The sequence below is a fragment of the Actinomadura fibrosa genome (assembly GCF_900659615.1).
GTDB lineage: Bacteria > Actinomycetota > Actinomycetes > Streptosporangiales > Streptosporangiaceae > Spirillospora > Spirillospora fibrosa.
In genome coordinates this window covers 15,725-30,699 of record NZ_CAACUY010000097.1, presented here as the reverse complement: position 1 = coordinate 30,699, position 14,975 = coordinate 15,725, and the positions used below count along the sequence as shown (strand labels likewise).

The 14,975-nt window shown below is 73.9% G+C and carries 13 protein-coding genes; 7 read left to right on the top strand and 6 right to left on the bottom strand.

The features are described from left to right. On the bottom strand, positions 1-450 hold a 450-nt coding region (locus tag E1300_RS27505; protein WP_131759977.1), incomplete at its 3' end, for an AfsR/SARP family transcriptional regulator. 126 nt (positions 451-576) lie between these two features. Between E1300_RS27505 and E1300_RS27500 the strand changes: the two genes are divergently transcribed. Continuing rightward, a complete protein-coding gene (locus E1300_RS27500) occupies positions 577-1,140 on the top strand; it encodes a dihydrofolate reductase family protein (RefSeq protein ID WP_131759976.1) in 564 nt (187 codons plus the stop codon). Between the two features lie 109 nt (positions 1,141-1,249). Next, positions 1,250-1,867: a dihydrofolate reductase family protein gene (locus E1300_RS27495; protein WP_131759975.1), complete on the top strand. Its 618-nt coding sequence runs from the start codon at positions 1,250-1,252 to the stop codon at positions 1,865-1,867. Here the strand turns inward: E1300_RS27495 and E1300_RS27490 are convergent. Beyond that, positions 1,864-2,808 carry a Sco1979 family transcriptional regulator gene (locus E1300_RS27490; protein WP_131759974.1) on the bottom strand — a complete coding sequence of 315 codons (945 nt, stop codon included), beginning with the start codon at positions 2,806-2,808 and terminating at the stop codon, positions 1,864-1,866. The genes E1300_RS27495 and E1300_RS27490 overlap by 4 nt on opposite strands. A 351-nt stretch (positions 2,809-3,159) precedes the next feature. On the opposite strand from E1300_RS27490, the gene E1300_RS27485 reads away from it, so the two are divergent. Beyond that, on the top strand, positions 3,160-3,513 hold the full coding sequence (locus E1300_RS27485) for a YciI family protein (protein WP_131759973.1): 354 nt from the start codon (positions 3,160-3,162) through the stop codon (positions 3,511-3,513). A gap of 60 nt (positions 3,514-3,573) precedes the next feature. Further along, a complete protein-coding gene (locus tag E1300_RS27480) occupies positions 3,574-4,875 on the top strand; it encodes an RNA polymerase sigma factor (RefSeq protein ID WP_370785228.1) in 1,302 nt (433 codons plus the stop codon). A 46-nt stretch (positions 4,876-4,921) separates the two neighbouring features. Here E1300_RS27480 and E1300_RS27475 read toward each other — a convergent pair whose 3' ends face one another. Then, positions 4,922-6,091 carry an FAD-dependent monooxygenase gene (locus E1300_RS27475; protein WP_131759972.1) on the bottom strand — a complete coding sequence of 390 codons (1,170 nt, stop codon included), beginning with the start codon at positions 6,089-6,091 and terminating at the stop codon, positions 4,922-4,924. A gap of 179 nt (positions 6,092-6,270) precedes the next feature. On the opposite strand from E1300_RS27475, the gene E1300_RS27470 reads away from it, so the two are divergent. Together E1300_RS27470 and E1300_RS27465 are read left to right on the top strand one after the other, a co-directional pair. Continuing rightward, entirely contained in the window at positions 6,271-7,221 is a 951-nt protein-coding gene (locus E1300_RS27470; protein ID WP_131759971.1) for a threonine/serine dehydratase, read from the top strand. 37 nt (positions 7,222-7,258) lie between these two features. Then, on the top strand, positions 7,259-8,029 hold the full coding sequence (locus tag E1300_RS27465) for an SDR family NAD(P)-dependent oxidoreductase (protein WP_131759970.1): 771 nt from the start codon (positions 7,259-7,261) through the stop codon (positions 8,027-8,029). A 7-nt stretch (positions 8,030-8,036) separates the two neighbouring features. Here the strand turns inward: E1300_RS27465 and E1300_RS27460 are convergent, their stop codons facing one another. Both E1300_RS27460 and E1300_RS27455 read right to left on the bottom strand, forming a co-directional pair. Beyond that, a complete protein-coding gene (locus E1300_RS27460) occupies positions 8,037-9,401 on the bottom strand; it encodes a serine hydrolase domain-containing protein (protein ID WP_131759969.1) in 1,365 nt (454 codons plus the stop codon). A gap of 172 nt (positions 9,402-9,573) precedes the next feature. Then, positions 9,574-10,656, bottom strand: coding sequence for an RNA polymerase sigma factor (locus E1300_RS27455; protein ID WP_306440679.1), 1,083 nt, complete (start codon positions 10,654-10,656; stop codon positions 9,574-9,576). Positions 10,657-10,754: 98 nt separating this feature from the next. On the opposite strand from E1300_RS27455, the gene E1300_RS27450 reads away from it, so the two are divergent. Next, positions 10,755-11,381: a TetR/AcrR family transcriptional regulator gene (locus tag E1300_RS27450; protein ID WP_131759968.1), complete on the top strand. Its 627-nt coding sequence runs from the start codon at positions 10,755-10,757 to the stop codon at positions 11,379-11,381. A gap of 92 nt (positions 11,382-11,473) precedes the next feature. On the opposite strand, the gene E1300_RS27445 is transcribed toward E1300_RS27450, so the two are convergent. Further along, complete coding sequence (locus E1300_RS27445) at positions 11,474-14,845, bottom strand: pyruvate carboxylase (protein WP_131759967.1); 3,372 nt, start codon at positions 14,843-14,845, stop codon at positions 11,474-11,476. Between the last annotated feature and the right edge of the window lie 130 nt (positions 14,846-14,975).

Below are 14,975 nucleotides of genomic sequence, written 5' to 3'. Positions count from 1 at the left end.
CGCGGCCCGGGTGAACGGCTCGTCCGCGAGGTCGGCGAACGCGGGTCCCCGCCACAGCGCGAGCGCCTCGCCGAGCCGGGCCGCCCGCGCGTCCTCCGCCGCCGCCCGCCGGGCCTCCGCCAGCAGCGCCTGGAAGCGCCGCGCGTCCACCCACGTGTCGTCCGCAGCGAGCAGGTAGCCCGCCGGACGGGACGCCACCAGCGCCCGCGCGCCCGGCTCCGCGTCCTCCAGGACCCGCCTGAGCTGCGACACCTTCGCCGACAGCGCGCCCGCGGGGTTGCCGGGCGGCGCCGCGCCCCACAGGTCGTCGACGAGCCGGTCGGCGGGCACGGGCCGGCCCTCGTGCGCCAGCAGGTCCGCGAGCAGCCCGCGCACCTTGAGGCCCGGCACGGGAACGAGCCCGCCGTCGTCGGTCCACACGGCGAGCGGCCCCAGTACCCCGAAGCGCATGAGCCGCACCATAACGGCCGGAACCGACTCGTCCCTACAAACCCCCAGAAGGCACCGTAAGAATCCCGTAAACCCCCTGGCGCATCCTGGACCCGTTCCGCCACACGGACGTCCCGGGAGGACGACATGCGCAAGATCATCAACTCGACGTACGTCACGCTGGACGGCGTCATCGAGAACCCGCAGAACTGGACCTCGGCCTACTTCAACGACGAGGCCGCCGCCTACGCCCGCGACCTGCTGTTCTCCTCGGACGCCCTCCTGCTGGGCCGCCGCACCTACGAGGGCTTCGCGGAGGCGTGGCCCGCGATGGAGGAGCAGACCGGCGACTTCGGCGTCCGGATGAACACCCTCCCCCACTACGTCGTCTCCGACTCCCTGGAGAAGGCCGGGTGGAACGACACGACGATCATCAGGCGCGCCGAGGCCGCCGCCGAGCTCGCCAAGCTGAAGGAGCGGCCCGGCCAGGACATCCTCCAGTACGGCTTCGGCCCCGTCTCCCGCATGCTCGTCGAGAACGGCCTCCTGGACGAGCTGCGCCTCTGGATCCACCCCGTCCTCGTGGGCCCCGGCGACCCCGAGGGCCTCCTCGGCGCCACCGGCTTCGCCGCGACCTTCGAGCTCGCCGAGACGGAGACGTTCACGACCGGCGTCATCATCGCCACCTACCGCCCGACCGCGACCGGCTGAACCGGCACCGCCGGGAGCGATGAGTTCCGGCGGCGGCGCCGGTCGGAACCGGTGTACGACACGAACACGACCAGAACACGAACAGACTTCGATGCAAGGAGAACCAGAAATGCGGAAGATCACGGCAGGGTTGTTCATCTCGCTCGACGGCGTCATCGAGGACCCGCAGGACTGGCACTTCCCCTACTTCAACGAGGAGATGGGCCGGGCCGTCGAGGGGCAGCTCGGCTCCGCCGACACGCTCCTGCTCGGCCGCAAGACCTACGAGGGCTTCGCGCAGGCGTGGCCGGACCGCGAGAAGGCCGGCGGCGAGGACGCCGGGTTCGCCGTGAAGCTCGGCGACGCCCGCAAGATCGTCGTGTCCCGGCAGGAGCTCGACCTGACCTGGCGCAACTCCGAGCAGCTCCAGGGCGACCTCGTCGAGGCCGTGACCGCGCTGAAGAACGAGCCGGGCACGTCCGACATCGGCATGAGCGGATCGGTGTCGGTCGTCCGCCAGCTCCTTGAGGCGGACCTCCTCGACGAGCTGCACCTGCTCGTCCACCCGATCGCCATGCGCAAGGGGGCGCGGCTGTTCGAGGACGCCGACACGCCGCTGCCGCTGAAGCTCATCTCCTCGGAGACCTTCACGACCGGCGTCGTCCACCTCGTCTACCGGCTGGACACCGACGCCCCGACCGGCGACTACGAGACGGCCAAGGCGAACCTCTCCCAGTCCGACGGCTAGAGCCCGCCCTCCAGGAGGCGTTCGAGGAAGGCCAGGGTCCGGTCCGGGGGCTCGGCCTGGACGCCCAGCCGGTTCAGGACGTCCCGGTAGCGGACGATGTCGGACGGGCGGTCGGGGTAGGAGGCGCCGGTGAGCTGCTCCAGGTAGACGACGTCGGGCAGCTCCGGCTCGGCGAACCGCAGCACGGTCACCGGGCCTCCCTCGGCCGCGTGGCCGCCCGCCGAGAAGGGCAGCACCTGGAGGGTGACGTTCGGCTCGGCGGCCGCCTCCAGCAGGGAGCGGATCTGGGCGCGCATCGTCGCCGGGCCGCCGACCGCGCGGCGCAGGGCGGCCTCGTCCAGCACGGCCCACAGCTTCACCGGGTCGGGCCGCTCGAACACGCGGCGGCGGCGCATCCGCAGCTCGACGCGCCGGTCGATCTCGTCCTGGGACGCCTCGGGATGGCGGGCGCGCAGCAGGGCCCGCGCGTAGTCCTCGGTCTGGAGCAGCTCCGGGACGGCCTGGACCTCGTACGCCCGGATGAGCACGGCGCCCTGCTCCAGCCCCAGGTAGGGCTCGAACCAGGGCGCGACCACGTCGCCGTACCGCTGCCACCAGCCGGGCCGGTTGGCGTGCTCGGCGAGCTCCAGCAGCGGCTCGCGCCGGGCGGGGTCGCTGACGCCGTAGAACGTCAGCAGGTCGGCGATGTCACGTTCCTTGAACCCGACGCGGCCGAGCTCCATCCGGCTGATCTTGGAGTGCGAGCCGCGGATCTCGTAGCCCGCGGCCTCGGTGGAGACGCCGGCGGCCTCGCGCAGCCTCCGGAGGTGCGCGCCGACGAGCATCCGCAGCACCGTCGGGCCCGCCTCGCCGGGGCCCTGCCCGGCGCAGTCGCCGGAACCCTGCCCGGCGCCGTCCGGGACGAGCCAGGCCGGGTCGCCGTAATGGCCGCCGGCGCTCATGCGCGGCCCACGGCGGGACGCGCGGCGGCGGCGGTGGTTCCGCCGGCCGCGCCGGATCCGGACGGTGGGTGTCCCACGGACGCCTCCTCGGGCGCACGGATACGTGCCTTCTGGGAAAAAGTTACCTGGCGTCCCGCCGGTTGCCCAATGTCCGCGTCCACCACATGCCTCGTCCCTCTCGGCGGACGCGCAAGGACCATCTGGCGCACGCCGCGCCTGACCTGGCACGATGCCGCCCGCGAAAAAACTTCGAGAAAAGTTCGTCCGCGATGTCGATCGGGCCGCCCGCCGGACGACGCGTCAGTGGAAGGCCCGGGAGGGACCCGGGCCGGAGCGGAAGGGGACAGCGCGATGCGGTTCATGATGATGACCACGGCGAGCAGCGACGACGACTTCGGCCAGAGCGAGGAGCTCCAGGCGGAGATGGGCGCGTTCATCGCCGAGATGTCCAGGTCCGGGGTGCTGCTGGCGACCGGCGGGCTGGACCCGAACGCCACCCGCATCTCCTCGTCCGGCGGCAAGGTGACCGTGACGGACGGCCCGTTCGCCGAGGCCAAGGAGGCCGTCGTCGGCTTCGCGCTGATCGAGGTCCGGAGCAGGGAGGAGGCGATCGAGCTGTCCAAGCGGTTCTGGGGAATCGTCGGGGACGGCGAGGGCGTCATCCAGCAGGTGTTCGGCCCGGAGGACCTGCCCCCGGCCGAGTGAGGACCCCGGGGCGGGCGGAGAACTTGCGCGGCGGGCCGCCCGGGTGCTGTCATCGGCGGCGTGACGGCATCCGGCGAGCCCGCCGCCCGCGCCGCCCCGCCGCGGACGGGCGCGCACGCGAGCGTCGACGCGGTCTGGCGGCTGGAGTCGGCCCGGATCATCGCGGGCCTCGCCCGGATGGTGCGGGACGTCGGGCTCGCCGAGGAGCTGGCGCAGGACGCGCTGGTCGCCGCCCTCGAACAGTGGCCGGAGTCGGGCGTCCCGGACAACCCGGGCGCCTGGCTCATGGCCGTCGGCAAGCGGCGCGCGATCGACCGCATCCGGCGGTCCCGGCGGTTCGAGCAGAAGCTGGAGGAGCTCGGCCACGGCTTGGAGGCCGAGGCCGGCGAGCCGCCGGAGTTCGACCTCGTCGCCGACGACGAGCACATCGAGGACGACGTGCTCCGGCTGGTGTTCACCGCCTGCCACCCCGTGCTGTCCACGCCGGCCAGGGTCGCGCTGACACTGCGCATGCTCGGCGGGCTGAGCACGGACGAGATCGCGCGGGCGTTCCTCGTCCCCGAGGCGACCGTCGCGCAGCGGATCGTCCGGGCCAAGCGGACGCTGTCGGAGGCGGGCGTCCCGTTCGAGGTCCCGGAGGGGGCCGACCGCGCCGCGCGCCTGTCGTCCGTGCTGGAGGTCCTCTACCTGATCTTCAACGAGGGGTACGCGGCGACCGCGGGCGACGACTGGGTGCGGGCCGACCTCTGCCAGGAGGCGCTGCGCCTCGGCCGGATCCTCGCCGGGCTCGCGCCGGGCGAGCCCGAGGTGCACGGCCTCGTCGCGCTGATGGAGATCCAGGCGTCCCGGACGCGGGCCCGCATCGGCCCGTCCGGCGAGCCCGTGCCGCTGCTGGAGCAGGACCGCGGCCGCTGGGACCGGCTGCTCATCCGCCGCGGCTTCGCCGCCCTGCTCCGCGCGAAGGAGATCGGCGCGCCGCCCGGCCCGTACGTCCTCCAGGCGGCCATCGCGGCCTGCCACGCGCAGGCCGCCGGGCCCGAGGACACCGACTGGGCCCAGATCGCCGCGCTGTACGGCGTCCTCGCGCGGACGGCGCCGTCCCCCGTCGTCGAGCTCAACCGCGCCGTCGCCGTCGGGATGGCGGAGGGCCCCGAGCGGGGCCTCGCGCTCGCCGACGCCCTCACCGCCGAGCCGGCGCTGCGCGGCTACCACCTGCTGCCGAGCGTCCGCGGCGACCTGCTCGCCCGGCTCGGCCGGCGGGACGAGGCCCGCGCCGAGTTCGAGCGCGCCGCGGGCCTCACCCGCAACGCGCCCGAACGCCGGGCCCTGCTCGACCGGGCCGCCGCGCTCAGTACCCCCTGAGCCCGCCCGGCACCCCTTGAGCCCGTCCGGCGACCCTTGAGGCCGCTCAGTACTCCTTCAGGACCAGCGCGTTGACGATCTCGCCGAAGTCCTGGAAGTCGACCGGCTCGCCTGCGTCGCCCGTCCCGCCGTCGCGCTGCGCGTCCACCCGGGCCTTGTTGGTGAGCGCCAGCTCCTGGTTCGCGGCGACGTACGCGCGCAGCTCCGTCTCGTAAGCCGCGAACGCCGCGCGGTGGTCGCCGCCCGCCGCCTTCAGCTCGCCCGCGAGGACGTACGCGCCGACCATCGCCATGCTGGTGCCCTGCCCCGACAGCGGCGACCCGCAGTAGCCCGCGTCCCCGAGCAGGACGACGCGGCCCCGCGACCACGCGTCCATGTGGACCTGCGCCATCGCGTCGAAGTGGAAGTCCTCCGCGTCCCACATGGTGCCGAGCAGCCGCGGGATCTCCCACCCGGCACCGGCGAGCGCGTCCGCCATGATCTTCTTCTGCGCGGCGGTGTCGCGGTGGTCGTAGTCGATCGGCTCCGCCGCCTCGAACCCCAGGTAGACGCGGACCTCGCTGTTGCCGCGGACGCTCATCACGCCGCCGCCCCAGCTGCTGCCCGGCATCTGGTGGAAGACCTGCCAGCGGTCCAGGCCGAGGAAGTTCGGAGCCGTCCAGACCGCCAGGTAGGTGCCCAGATGGGAGATGTAGTCCCGCTCGTCCCCGAAGGCCAGGCGGCGGGTGTTGGAATGCAGGCCGTCCGCGCCGACGACCAGGTCGAACGTACGGGACCCGCCGCCGCGGAACGTGACGTGCACACCGTCCTCGCCCTGCTCCAGCGCGGCGATCGACTCGCCGAACAGGTACTCCACACCGTCCCCGGCGGCCTCCGCGAGGATCGCCGACAGGTCGTCCCGGAGGATCTCCACGTCGGGACTGCTCAGATCCCCGCCGGTGAGGGTCTGCTCCTCCGACCGGTACAGCTCGTTGCCGTCGTCGTCCACGAACGACATCCCCCGCATGTGGACGCGCGCCTCGCGGATCCGCTCCAGGACGCCCATCCGCTCGGCGACCTCCAGCGCCGGCCCGCGCACGTCGACCGCCTGGCCGCCGGCCCGCGGCCCGTCCGACACCTCCACGACCGTGACGTCGAACCCGTACCGGCCGAGCCAGTACGCCAGGGCGGGCCCGCCGACGCTCGCACCGGAGATGAGGACGCTGCTGTTCTTCATGGGTGACTCCCGACCGCTCGCTCCGCGGGCCCTTCCCGCGCCACTCGAAGGCTCGCCGGGAACGCTGACCGGCCGCGCACCACCCGCGCACCACCACTGACGGCCGCCCCTACCGCGCGTCCCGGATGGTAGAGATGGAGGACGGGGCACGGCGCCGGTCCGTGCGGGAGGGGAACCCAGTGACCGCTCGTCGGGACGTCCAGGCCGCCGCCGACCGCATCGCGGGCCGGATCCGCAGGACGCCGCTGCTCGCCGTCGACCCCGGCCCGCTCGCGCCCGCCGGACGCATGTGGCTGAAGCTGGAGCACACCCAGCACACCGGGTCGTTCAAGGCCCGCGGCGCGTTCAACCGCATCCTCGCCGCGCACACCGCCGGGCGGCTCCCGCGGACCGGCGTCGTCGCGGCCTCCGGCGGCAACGCGGGCCTCGCGTTCGCCCACGCCGCCGCGCACGTCGGCGTCCCCGCCACGGTGTTCGTCCCGGAGACCGCGCCCGCGGTGAAGGTCGCGGGACTGCACGCCCTCGGCGCGTCCGTCGTCCAGGTCGGCGCCCGGTACGCCGAGGCGTACGAGGCCGCCACCAAGCACGCCGCCGACCTCGGCGCGCTGTTCTGCCACGCCTACGACCAGCCGGACGTCTGCGCGGGCCAGGGCACCCTGGGCCTGGAGATCCTGGAGCAGGCCGACGGCGAGGTCGACACCGTCCTCCTCGCGGTCGGCGGCGGCGGGCTGCTGGCGGGCGTCGCCGCCGCGCTGGAAGGGCGCGCCCGCGTCGTCGGCGTCGAGCCCGAGAACTGCCCGACCCTCGACCGCGCGCTGCGCGCCGGCCGTCCCGTCGAGGTGGACGTCTCCGGCGTCGCCGCGGACTCGCTCGGCGCCGGCCGCCTCGGCGACATCGCCTACGACGTCGCGGTCCGCACGGGCGCGCGGTCCGTCCTCGTGACCGACGAGGCGATCACCGAGGCGCGCCGCCTGCTCTGGCGCGACTACCGCCTCGCCGTCGAGCACGGCACCGCCGCCGCGGTCGCCGCCCTCCGCACCGGCGCCTACCGCCCCGCCTCCGACGAACGCGTGGCCGTGGTCCTCTGCGGAGCGAACACGAACCCGTCCGACCTACCTGACGCCGCGTAGGTTGATCGGGGTGGTTCCGATCATCTTGGAGGCGGGTGTGAGCGGGTCTTTCGTGGTCACCGGGGGCGGGCGGGGCATCGGGCGGGCGGTCGTGGAGCGGCTGCGGGACGCCGGCGGCACCGTCGTGGCGGTCGAGCTGGACCCGGCCGCGCTGGAGTGGACCGGGGACGCCGGGGTCGTCGGCCTCGCCGGGGACGCCTCCGACGAGGCCGTCACCGAGCGGGCCGCCGACCTCGCCGAGGCCGGCGGGCCGCTCGCCGGCTGGGTGAACAACGCGGCCGTGTTCCGGGACGCGTCGCTGCACTCGGCGTCCGCCCGGGAGGTGCTCGGCCTCATCGAGGTCAACCTCGCCGCGCCCCTCACCGGGTGCGCGACCGCGCTGCGGCGGTTCCTCGCGGCGGGCACCGGCGGCGCGATCGTGAACGTGACCTCGCACCAGGCGCGGCAGGCCGTCCCCGGCTGCACCCCCTACGTGACGGCGAAGGCGGCGATCGAGGGGCTGACGCGCGCGCTGGCCGTCGAGTACGGGCCGCGCGGCGTCCGGGTGAACGCCGTCGCGCCGGGCTCCGTCCGCACCGAGCGGTACGAGGAGTACCTCGCGAGCCTCGGCCCGGACGGCGCCGCCGCGATCGAGCGGCAGATGGGCGAGCTCCACCCGCTCGGCCGCGTCGCCCGCGCGGACGAGGTCGCCGCCGCCGTCGCGCACCTGCTGTCACCCGACGCGAGCTTCATCAACGGCGCCACGATCCCCGTCGACGGCGGCCGCACCGTCCTGGCCCGGGATCCGGAGGCTTACGAAACCCCTTGAGGCCCCTCTACCGCGCGAATTGCAGCGGGAGGGGCTGCATCGGGTGTTGCGGTGACGTGGAGGGGGTCGGGGTCTGGGACGGCATGGTCCGGCCGCCGCAGAGGGCCTGGACGACGTGGGCGGCGAGGGCGCTGTCGATCGGGTCGGGGATCGGGACGCCGTCCGCGCCGAGCCGCTGGTACTTCATGAGGTTGAAGCCGAGGGAGATCTGCCGCGCGCCGTCCGCGGAGGCCAGCGACTGCGTTCCGGCGCCGAAGACCGCGCCGTCGTGCCCCCAGAACGTCCCGCACGGCAGGTCGAGCGCGTAGAGGCCGAGGCCGTAGTTCATGAGGACGTTGCCGTCCGCGTCCTTCGCGGGAACGGTGCGCTGCATCTCGGCGAGGGACGCGCGGCCGATCAGTCCGCCGGTGAGCAGCCTGCGGTAGAAGGCGTTGAGGTCGTCCATGGTGGAGACGAGCGCGCCGGCCGTCCCGGCCCAGCTCATGTCGAAGTCGCTGTAGTCGCGGGGCGGGTTCACGTGCCGGTAGAGCGACTCGTACATGCGGGCGTGCGGCCCGTCGATGAAGGGGCTGGACGGGAAGTACGTGTGCTTCAGACCGGCCCGGCGGATGACGTTCCTGGTGATGTACGTTTCCGCGTCGGTCTTGGTGACCTTCTCCAGCAGGAGGCCCGCGAGGATGTAGTTGGTGTTGGAGTAGGACCAGCGCTCGCCGGGGTCGCCCGTGGGCGGCGCCTGGAGGCCCCACTTGACGAGTTGTTCGGGCCGGAGGCTGCGGAAGCGGTGCTTGTCCAGGCTGTAGGGCGACAGGTCGCGCAGCGAGGGGAACGCGTAGACGACGTAGTCGGCGATCCCGCTCGTGTGGTTCAGGAGCATCCGGACGGTGATCTGCTGGCCGCGGTCCCCCGGGAAGAGGTCGGGCAGGTAGCGGCCGATGGGCGCGTCGAGCTGGACGGTGCCCTTCTCGACCTGCTGGAGGATCGCCGTGGCGACGAAGGTCTTGGTGATGCTGCCGACGCGCTGCTCCAGGCCGGCCTTGGCGGGACGGCCGGTCCGCACGTCCGCGACGCCGGACGCGCCGTTCCAGCGCCGGTCCTCCTCGCGGACCGCCGAGTACAGGCCGTACATGCCCGCCTCGTGGACGGCGTCGAGGGTGACGCGCAGCTTGGCCCGGTCGATGCCCGGGGCTCCGGTGGGGACGCCGGTCGCGGGCGGGGCCGCGGGCGCGCCCGGGAGGGGCGCCGGGACCGCGGCGGAGGCGGGTCCCTGGGCGAGCGCCAGCGCGAGCGCCGCCGCGACGCTCAACGCGGTGCCCCGCCGCACTCGCTGGACCGTTCCGGCGCCCGCGCGCCGTCCGAACCGCCTCGTCGCCATCCCCGTGCTCTTTTCCAGTCGCGCCGTGTCCGAAGAAGAGTCTTCTCGGACCGCGTCCAGACTGTCATCCGTCCGGGGGAGGAATTCGACATCCTGCTGAAGACGGCGTAACGATCTCGACATGCCGGCGGGCCGCACCCGGAGTCCGGGCGCGGCCTGCGGTGCCGGGGCCTCAGCTCAGGAGGTCGGCCAGCGTCTCGCGGCGGGACGGGTGGCGCAGCTTGTGCATGCCCTTGGACTCGATCTGGCGGATGCGCTCGCGGGTCACCCCGTAGACCTTGCCGACCTCTTCGAGGGTCTTCGGCCCGCCGCCGGACAGGCCGAAGCGCATCGAGATCACGCCGGCCTCGCGCTCGGTGAGCGTCTCCAGGACGGCGTCGAGCCGGCCGCGCAGCATCGAGGACGCGACGACGTCGGCGGGGTCGCCGCCGTCGGGGTCCTCGATGACGTCGCCGAGCTCGCCGTCGCCGTCCTCGCCGAGCGGGGTGTGCAGCGACAGCGGCTCGCGGGCCTGGCGGCGCAGCCACTCGACCTTCTCGGGCGTGACGTCGAGCTCGGCGGCCAGCTCCGCCGAGGTCGGCTCGCGGCCGAGCTCCTGCGCCATCGAGCGGCGCAGCCGGGTCATCCGGTTGAGGACCTCGACGACGTGCACCGGGATGCGGATCGTGCGGCTCTGGTCGGCGAGCGCGCGGCTGATCGCCTGCTTGATCCACCAGACGGCGTAGGTGGAGAACTTCAGGCCGCGCCGGTACTCGAACTTCTCCACGGCGCGGATGAGCCCGAGGTTGCCCTCCTGGACGAGGTCGTTCAGCGGCAGGCCGTGGCCCATGTAGCGCTTGGCGAGCGAGACGACGAGGCGCAGGTTGGCCTCGACCATGTGCTCCTTGGCGCGCTGGCCGTCGGCGGCGATCCAGGCGAGGTCCTCGCGGTCCTGCGCGGACAGCCAGGGCCCCTGCTCCTCCAGGCGCTCGCGGGCGAACAGGCCGGCCTCGATGCGCTTGGCGAGGTCCACCTCCTGCTCGGCGGTCAGCAGCGCCCGGCGGCCGATGCGGGAGAGGTAGTCCTTCATCGGATCGACGACGTCGCGGGGCGAGCTCGTACCGCGGGACGCCGCGGCGCGGGGCGCCGGGGCGTGCGGCGGGGCCTCGCCGCGCGGGGACGGGACGCGGGGCGAAGGGACACTGGGGGACGCGCTGGTGGCGTTGCTGGCGTTCAGGGCGCTGTCCTTTGCTCGTCCGGCCGGGAGGGAACTCACCCTCGTTCGGGTACCCGGGACCCCCGCGACATAAACTTAGGTTCAACCTAGCTTTATGTCAATATAATACTTAGGTCGAGCTGTGAGAGGATGGCGGCATGGGACTCCGGGAGCTGAAGAAGCAGCAGACGAGGCAGAACATCTCGCACCAGGCGACGCGCCTCTTCCTGCGGCACGGCTTCGACCGGGTGACGATCGCCGACGTCGCGGCGGCGGCGCAGGTCGCGAAGATGACCGTCACCAACTACTTCCCGCGCAAGGAGGACCTGGCCCTCGACCTGCACGAGGTGTTCGTCGCGATGCCCGCCCGGACGGTCGCGGAGCGGGCGCCCGGCGAGTCCGCGCTGGCGGCGCTGCGGCGCGGGTTCCGCGCGGCGGTGCGCGAGCACGACCCCGTCATCGGGTTCTCCGGCGAGCCCTTCGCCCGGATGATCGTCGAGAGCCCGGCGCTGACGGCGCGGCTCCGCGAGTTCCACGAGGAGCGCGAGCGCGCCCTCGCCGCCGTCCTCGCCGAGGAGACCGGCGCCGGGCCGGACGACCTGCCGCCGCGCCTCGCGGCCGCGCAGCTCACCGGCGCCCTCCGCGTCCTGTTCGAGGAGGCGATGCGGCGGACGCTCGCCGGCGACGACCACGAGGCGGTCGCGGCGGCGCTGGAGGAGGCGGGCAAGGCGGCGTTCGACCTGCTCGAACCCGCGCTCGGCGACTACGCCGTCCGCCTCCGCTGACGCTTCGGGCGGGGGCCGAGGGATCGTACAGATTCGGGCGGCCGTCCCGGCGGGGTGACTGTTCTCTAACCCCGCCGGGACGGCGCCATTGCTCAGGAGATCACGAGGAGCAGGTCCCCGGCCTGGACGGGGGTCGCCTCCGGGACGGCCAGGCGCGTGACGGTCCCGGCCACCGGGGTGGTGATGGCGGCCTCCATCTTCATCGCCTCGATCGTGGCGACCGTGTCCCCGGCCGCGACCGCGTCGCCCTTGGCCACGCGCAGGGTGACCGAGCCGTCGAACGGCGCGGCGATCTCGCCGGGCTCGGACGGGTCGGCGCGCTCGACCGGCGGGGCGTCCGAGACGACCGACTTGTCGCGGACGGATACCGTGCGGAGCTGGCCGTTCACCGTGCAGATGACCTGCCGGACGCCCGCCTCGTCGATGTCGCCGACGGCTTCGAGCCCGGCGAGGACCCGCACGCCCGGTTCGAGGTCGAAGGCCACCTCGCGGCCGGTGCGCAGCCCGTACAGGAACGCGCCGGTGGGCAGCACGGACAGGTCGCCGTAGGCCGCGCGGGACTCGCGGTACTCCTTGGCCGGGCCCGGGAACAGCAGCCGGTCGAGGGTGTCGCGGACCTCCGCGCCCGCGAGCGCCTTCTCCTCGGCCCCGGACAGCTCGGCGCGCGCGGGCGTGTGCCGGCGTCCGGCGAGGGCCTTGGTGCGGAACGGCTCGGGCCAGCCGCCCGGCGGGTCGCCGAGCTCGCCGTTCAGGAACCCGATGACGCTGTCGGGGATGTCGTAGCGGTCCGGGTTCGCGGCGAAGTCGTCGGGATCGGCGCCCGCCGCGACGAGGTGCAGGGCCAGGTCCCCGACGACCTTGCTGGACGGGGTGACCTTGACGAGCCGGCCGAGGATCCGGTCGGCCGCCGCGTACAGCCGCTCGATCTCCTCGAACCGGTCGCCGAGGCCGAGCGCGACGGCCTGCTGCCGGAGGTTGGAGAGCTGCCCGCCGGGGATCTCGTGCCCGTAGACGCGGCCGGTCGGCGCGGGCAGGCCCATCTCGAACGGCGCGTAGAGCCGCCGGACGGCCTCCCAGTAGGGCTCCATCGCGGTCAGCGCGTCCAGGTCCAGGCCGGTGGCGCGGCCGGTGAAGTCGGTCGCGGCCACGATCGCCTGGAGCGGCGGCTGGCTGGTGGTGCCCGACAGCGGCGCGGCGGCGCCGTCCACCGCGTCCACGCCCGCCTCGACGGCGGCGACGTAGGTGCCGAGCTGCCCGCCCGCCGTGTCGTGGGTGTGCAGGTGGACGGGCAGGTCGAACCGCTCGCGCAGGGCGCTCACCAGCGTGCGGGCGGCGGGCGCGCGGAGCAGCCCGGCCATGTCCTTGATGCACAGGATGTGGACACCCGTCTCGACGAGCTGCTCGGCGAGGCGGAGGTAGTAGTCGAGCGTGTAGAGGCGCTCGTCGGGGGACGAGAGGTCGCCGGTGTAGCAGAGGGTGCCTTCGACGAGCGCGTGGGTCTGGAGCCCGGCCTCGATGGCGGGACGCATCCGCTCCACATCGTTCAGGGCGTCGAACACCCGGAAGATGTCCACTCCCGTACTGGCGGCCTCCTTGACGAAGGCGCGCGCCACCGAATCGGGGTACGGCGTGTACCCGACGGTGTTGCGGCCACGCAGGAGCATCTGGATGCACAGGTTCGGTGCGGCTTCCCGGATCGCGGCGAGCCTGTCCCAGGGCGACTCCCCCAGGAAGCGCAGCGCGACGTCGTACGTGGCGCCTCCCCAAGCCTCGATGGACAGGAGCTGAGGCGTCATGCGCGCGAGGTAAGGCGCGGCCGTGAGGAGGTCGTAGGTGCGTACTCGGGTCGCCAGCAGGGACTGGTGCGCGTCCCGGAACGTCGTGTCGGTGACGGCCAGGGCCTGCTGCGCGCGCAGCTGCTCGGCGAACGCTCGCGGGCCGAGCGCCAGGAGCCGGTCCCGGGAGCCCTCCGGGACCGGGCCGGACAGGTCGAGCGGCGGCAGCTTCGCCGCCGGGTCGAGGTCGGTGGGCGCCTCCCCGTGCGGCTTGTTGACGGTCACGTCCGCGAGGTACCGGACGAGCCGCGTCGCGCGGTCGCCGCTCGACCGCGCCGTCAGCAGCTCGGGGTGGTCGGCGATGTAGGACGTCGTGACGCCGCCCGCGCGGAAGTCCGGCTCGTCCAGCAGCGCCTGGAGGAACGGGATGTTGCTCGCGACGCCGCGGATGCGGAACTCGGCGACGGCCCGGCGCGCCCGCCGCACGGCGTCCTCGAACGTCCGCCCGCGGCAGGTCAGCTTGACCAGCAGCGAGTCGAAGTGCGGGGTCACCACGGCGCCCGCGTGGGTCGTGCCCGTGTCGAGCCGCACCCCGGCGCCGCCCGGCGACCGGTACGCCGAGATCCTGCCGGTGTCGGGCCGGAACCCGTTCGCCGGGTCCTCGGTGGTGATGCGGCACTGCACCGCGAACCCGGAGACCGCGACGGCCTCCTGCGCGATGCCGAGGCCGGCGAGCGTCTCGCCGCCCGCGATCCGCAACTGGCTCTGCACGAGGTCGACGCCGGTGACCTCCTCGGTCACGGTGTGCTCGACCTGGATGCGCGGGTTCATCTCGATGAAGACGTGCTCGCCGCGGTCGTCCACGAGGAACTCCACCGTGCCCGCGTTCACGTAGCCGATCTCCTCGGCGAACCGCACCGCGTCCGCGCACAGCCGCTCGGCGACGGCCGGGTCCAGGTTCGGCGCGGGCGCGATCTCGACGACCTTCTGGTGGCGGCGCTGCACCGAGCAGTCACGCTCGCGCAGGTGGACGGTGTGCCCGCTGCCGTCCGCGAGGACCTGCACCTCGATGTGGCGGGGCCGGTCCACCGCCTGCTCCAGGAAGACGGTCGGGTCGCCGAACGCGCTCTCGGCCTCGCGGCGCGCCGTGTCCACGGCGGCCTCCAGGTCCTCGCGGTGGTCGACGCGGCGCAGCCCGCGCCCGCCGCCGCCCGCCGCGGCCTTGACGAACAGCGGGAACCCGACCTCGTCGGCCGCCGCGAGCTCCCGGCCCGGCTCCGGGGTCGCCGAGCGCAGCACCGGCAGCCCCGCCCGGCGCGCCGCCGCGACCGCCTCGATCTTGTTGCCCGCGAGGCGCAGCACGGCGGACGGCGGGCCGACGAACGTCAGCCCGTTGCGCTCGCACGCCTCCGCCAGCTCCGGGCTCTCCGACAGGAACCCGTAGCCGGGGTAGACGGCGTCGGCGCCGACACGGACCGCGGTCCGCACGATGCCGTCCACGTCCAGGTACGCGCGGACGGGATGGCCGTGCTCGCCGATCTCGTACGCCTCGTCCGCCTTCTGCCGGTGCAGCGAGAAGCGGTCCTCGTGGGCGTAGACGGCGACGCTGGCGATGCCGAGTTCGTAGGCGGCGCGGAACGCCCGTACGGCGATCTCACCCCGGTTCGCGACGAGCAGCTTAGTGATCACGTGGGTTCTCCCAGGAGACGGCTCGGGCGGACCGCCCGTACCGGCGGCCTCCTGGACCCGGCGTCGAGCCGCGGCTGTGCTGGGGCCGGCCCGGCGGGCGAACCGAATCATCGGGTACGTACCCAGTCCA

Bases quoted from the DNA above. Each gene is read 5' to 3' on its own strand.
- E1300_RS27500 (WP_131759976.1), top strand. From the start codon at position 577: ATGCGCAAGATCATCAACTCGACGTACGTCACGCTGGACGGCGTCATC.
- E1300_RS27490 (WP_131759974.1), bottom strand. From the start codon at position 2,808: ATGAGCGCCGGCGGCCATTACGGCGACCCGGCCTGGCTCGTCCCGGAC.
- E1300_RS27485 (WP_131759973.1), top strand. From the start codon at position 3,160: ATGCGGTTCATGATGATGACCACGGCGAGCAGCGACGACGACTTCGGC.
- E1300_RS27475 (WP_131759972.1), bottom strand. From the start codon at position 6,091: ATGAAGAACAGCAGCGTCCTCATCTCCGGTGCGAGCGTCGGCGGGCCC.
- E1300_RS27450 (WP_131759968.1), top strand. From the start codon at position 10,755: ATGGGACTCCGGGAGCTGAAGAAGCAGCAGACGAGGCAGAACATCTCG.
- E1300_RS27460 (WP_131759969.1), bottom strand. From the start codon at position 9,401: ATGGCGACGAGGCGGTTCGGACGGCGCGCGGGCGCCGGAACGGTCCAG.
- E1300_RS27495 (WP_131759975.1), top strand. From the start codon at position 1,250: ATGCGGAAGATCACGGCAGGGTTGTTCATCTCGCTCGACGGCGTCATC.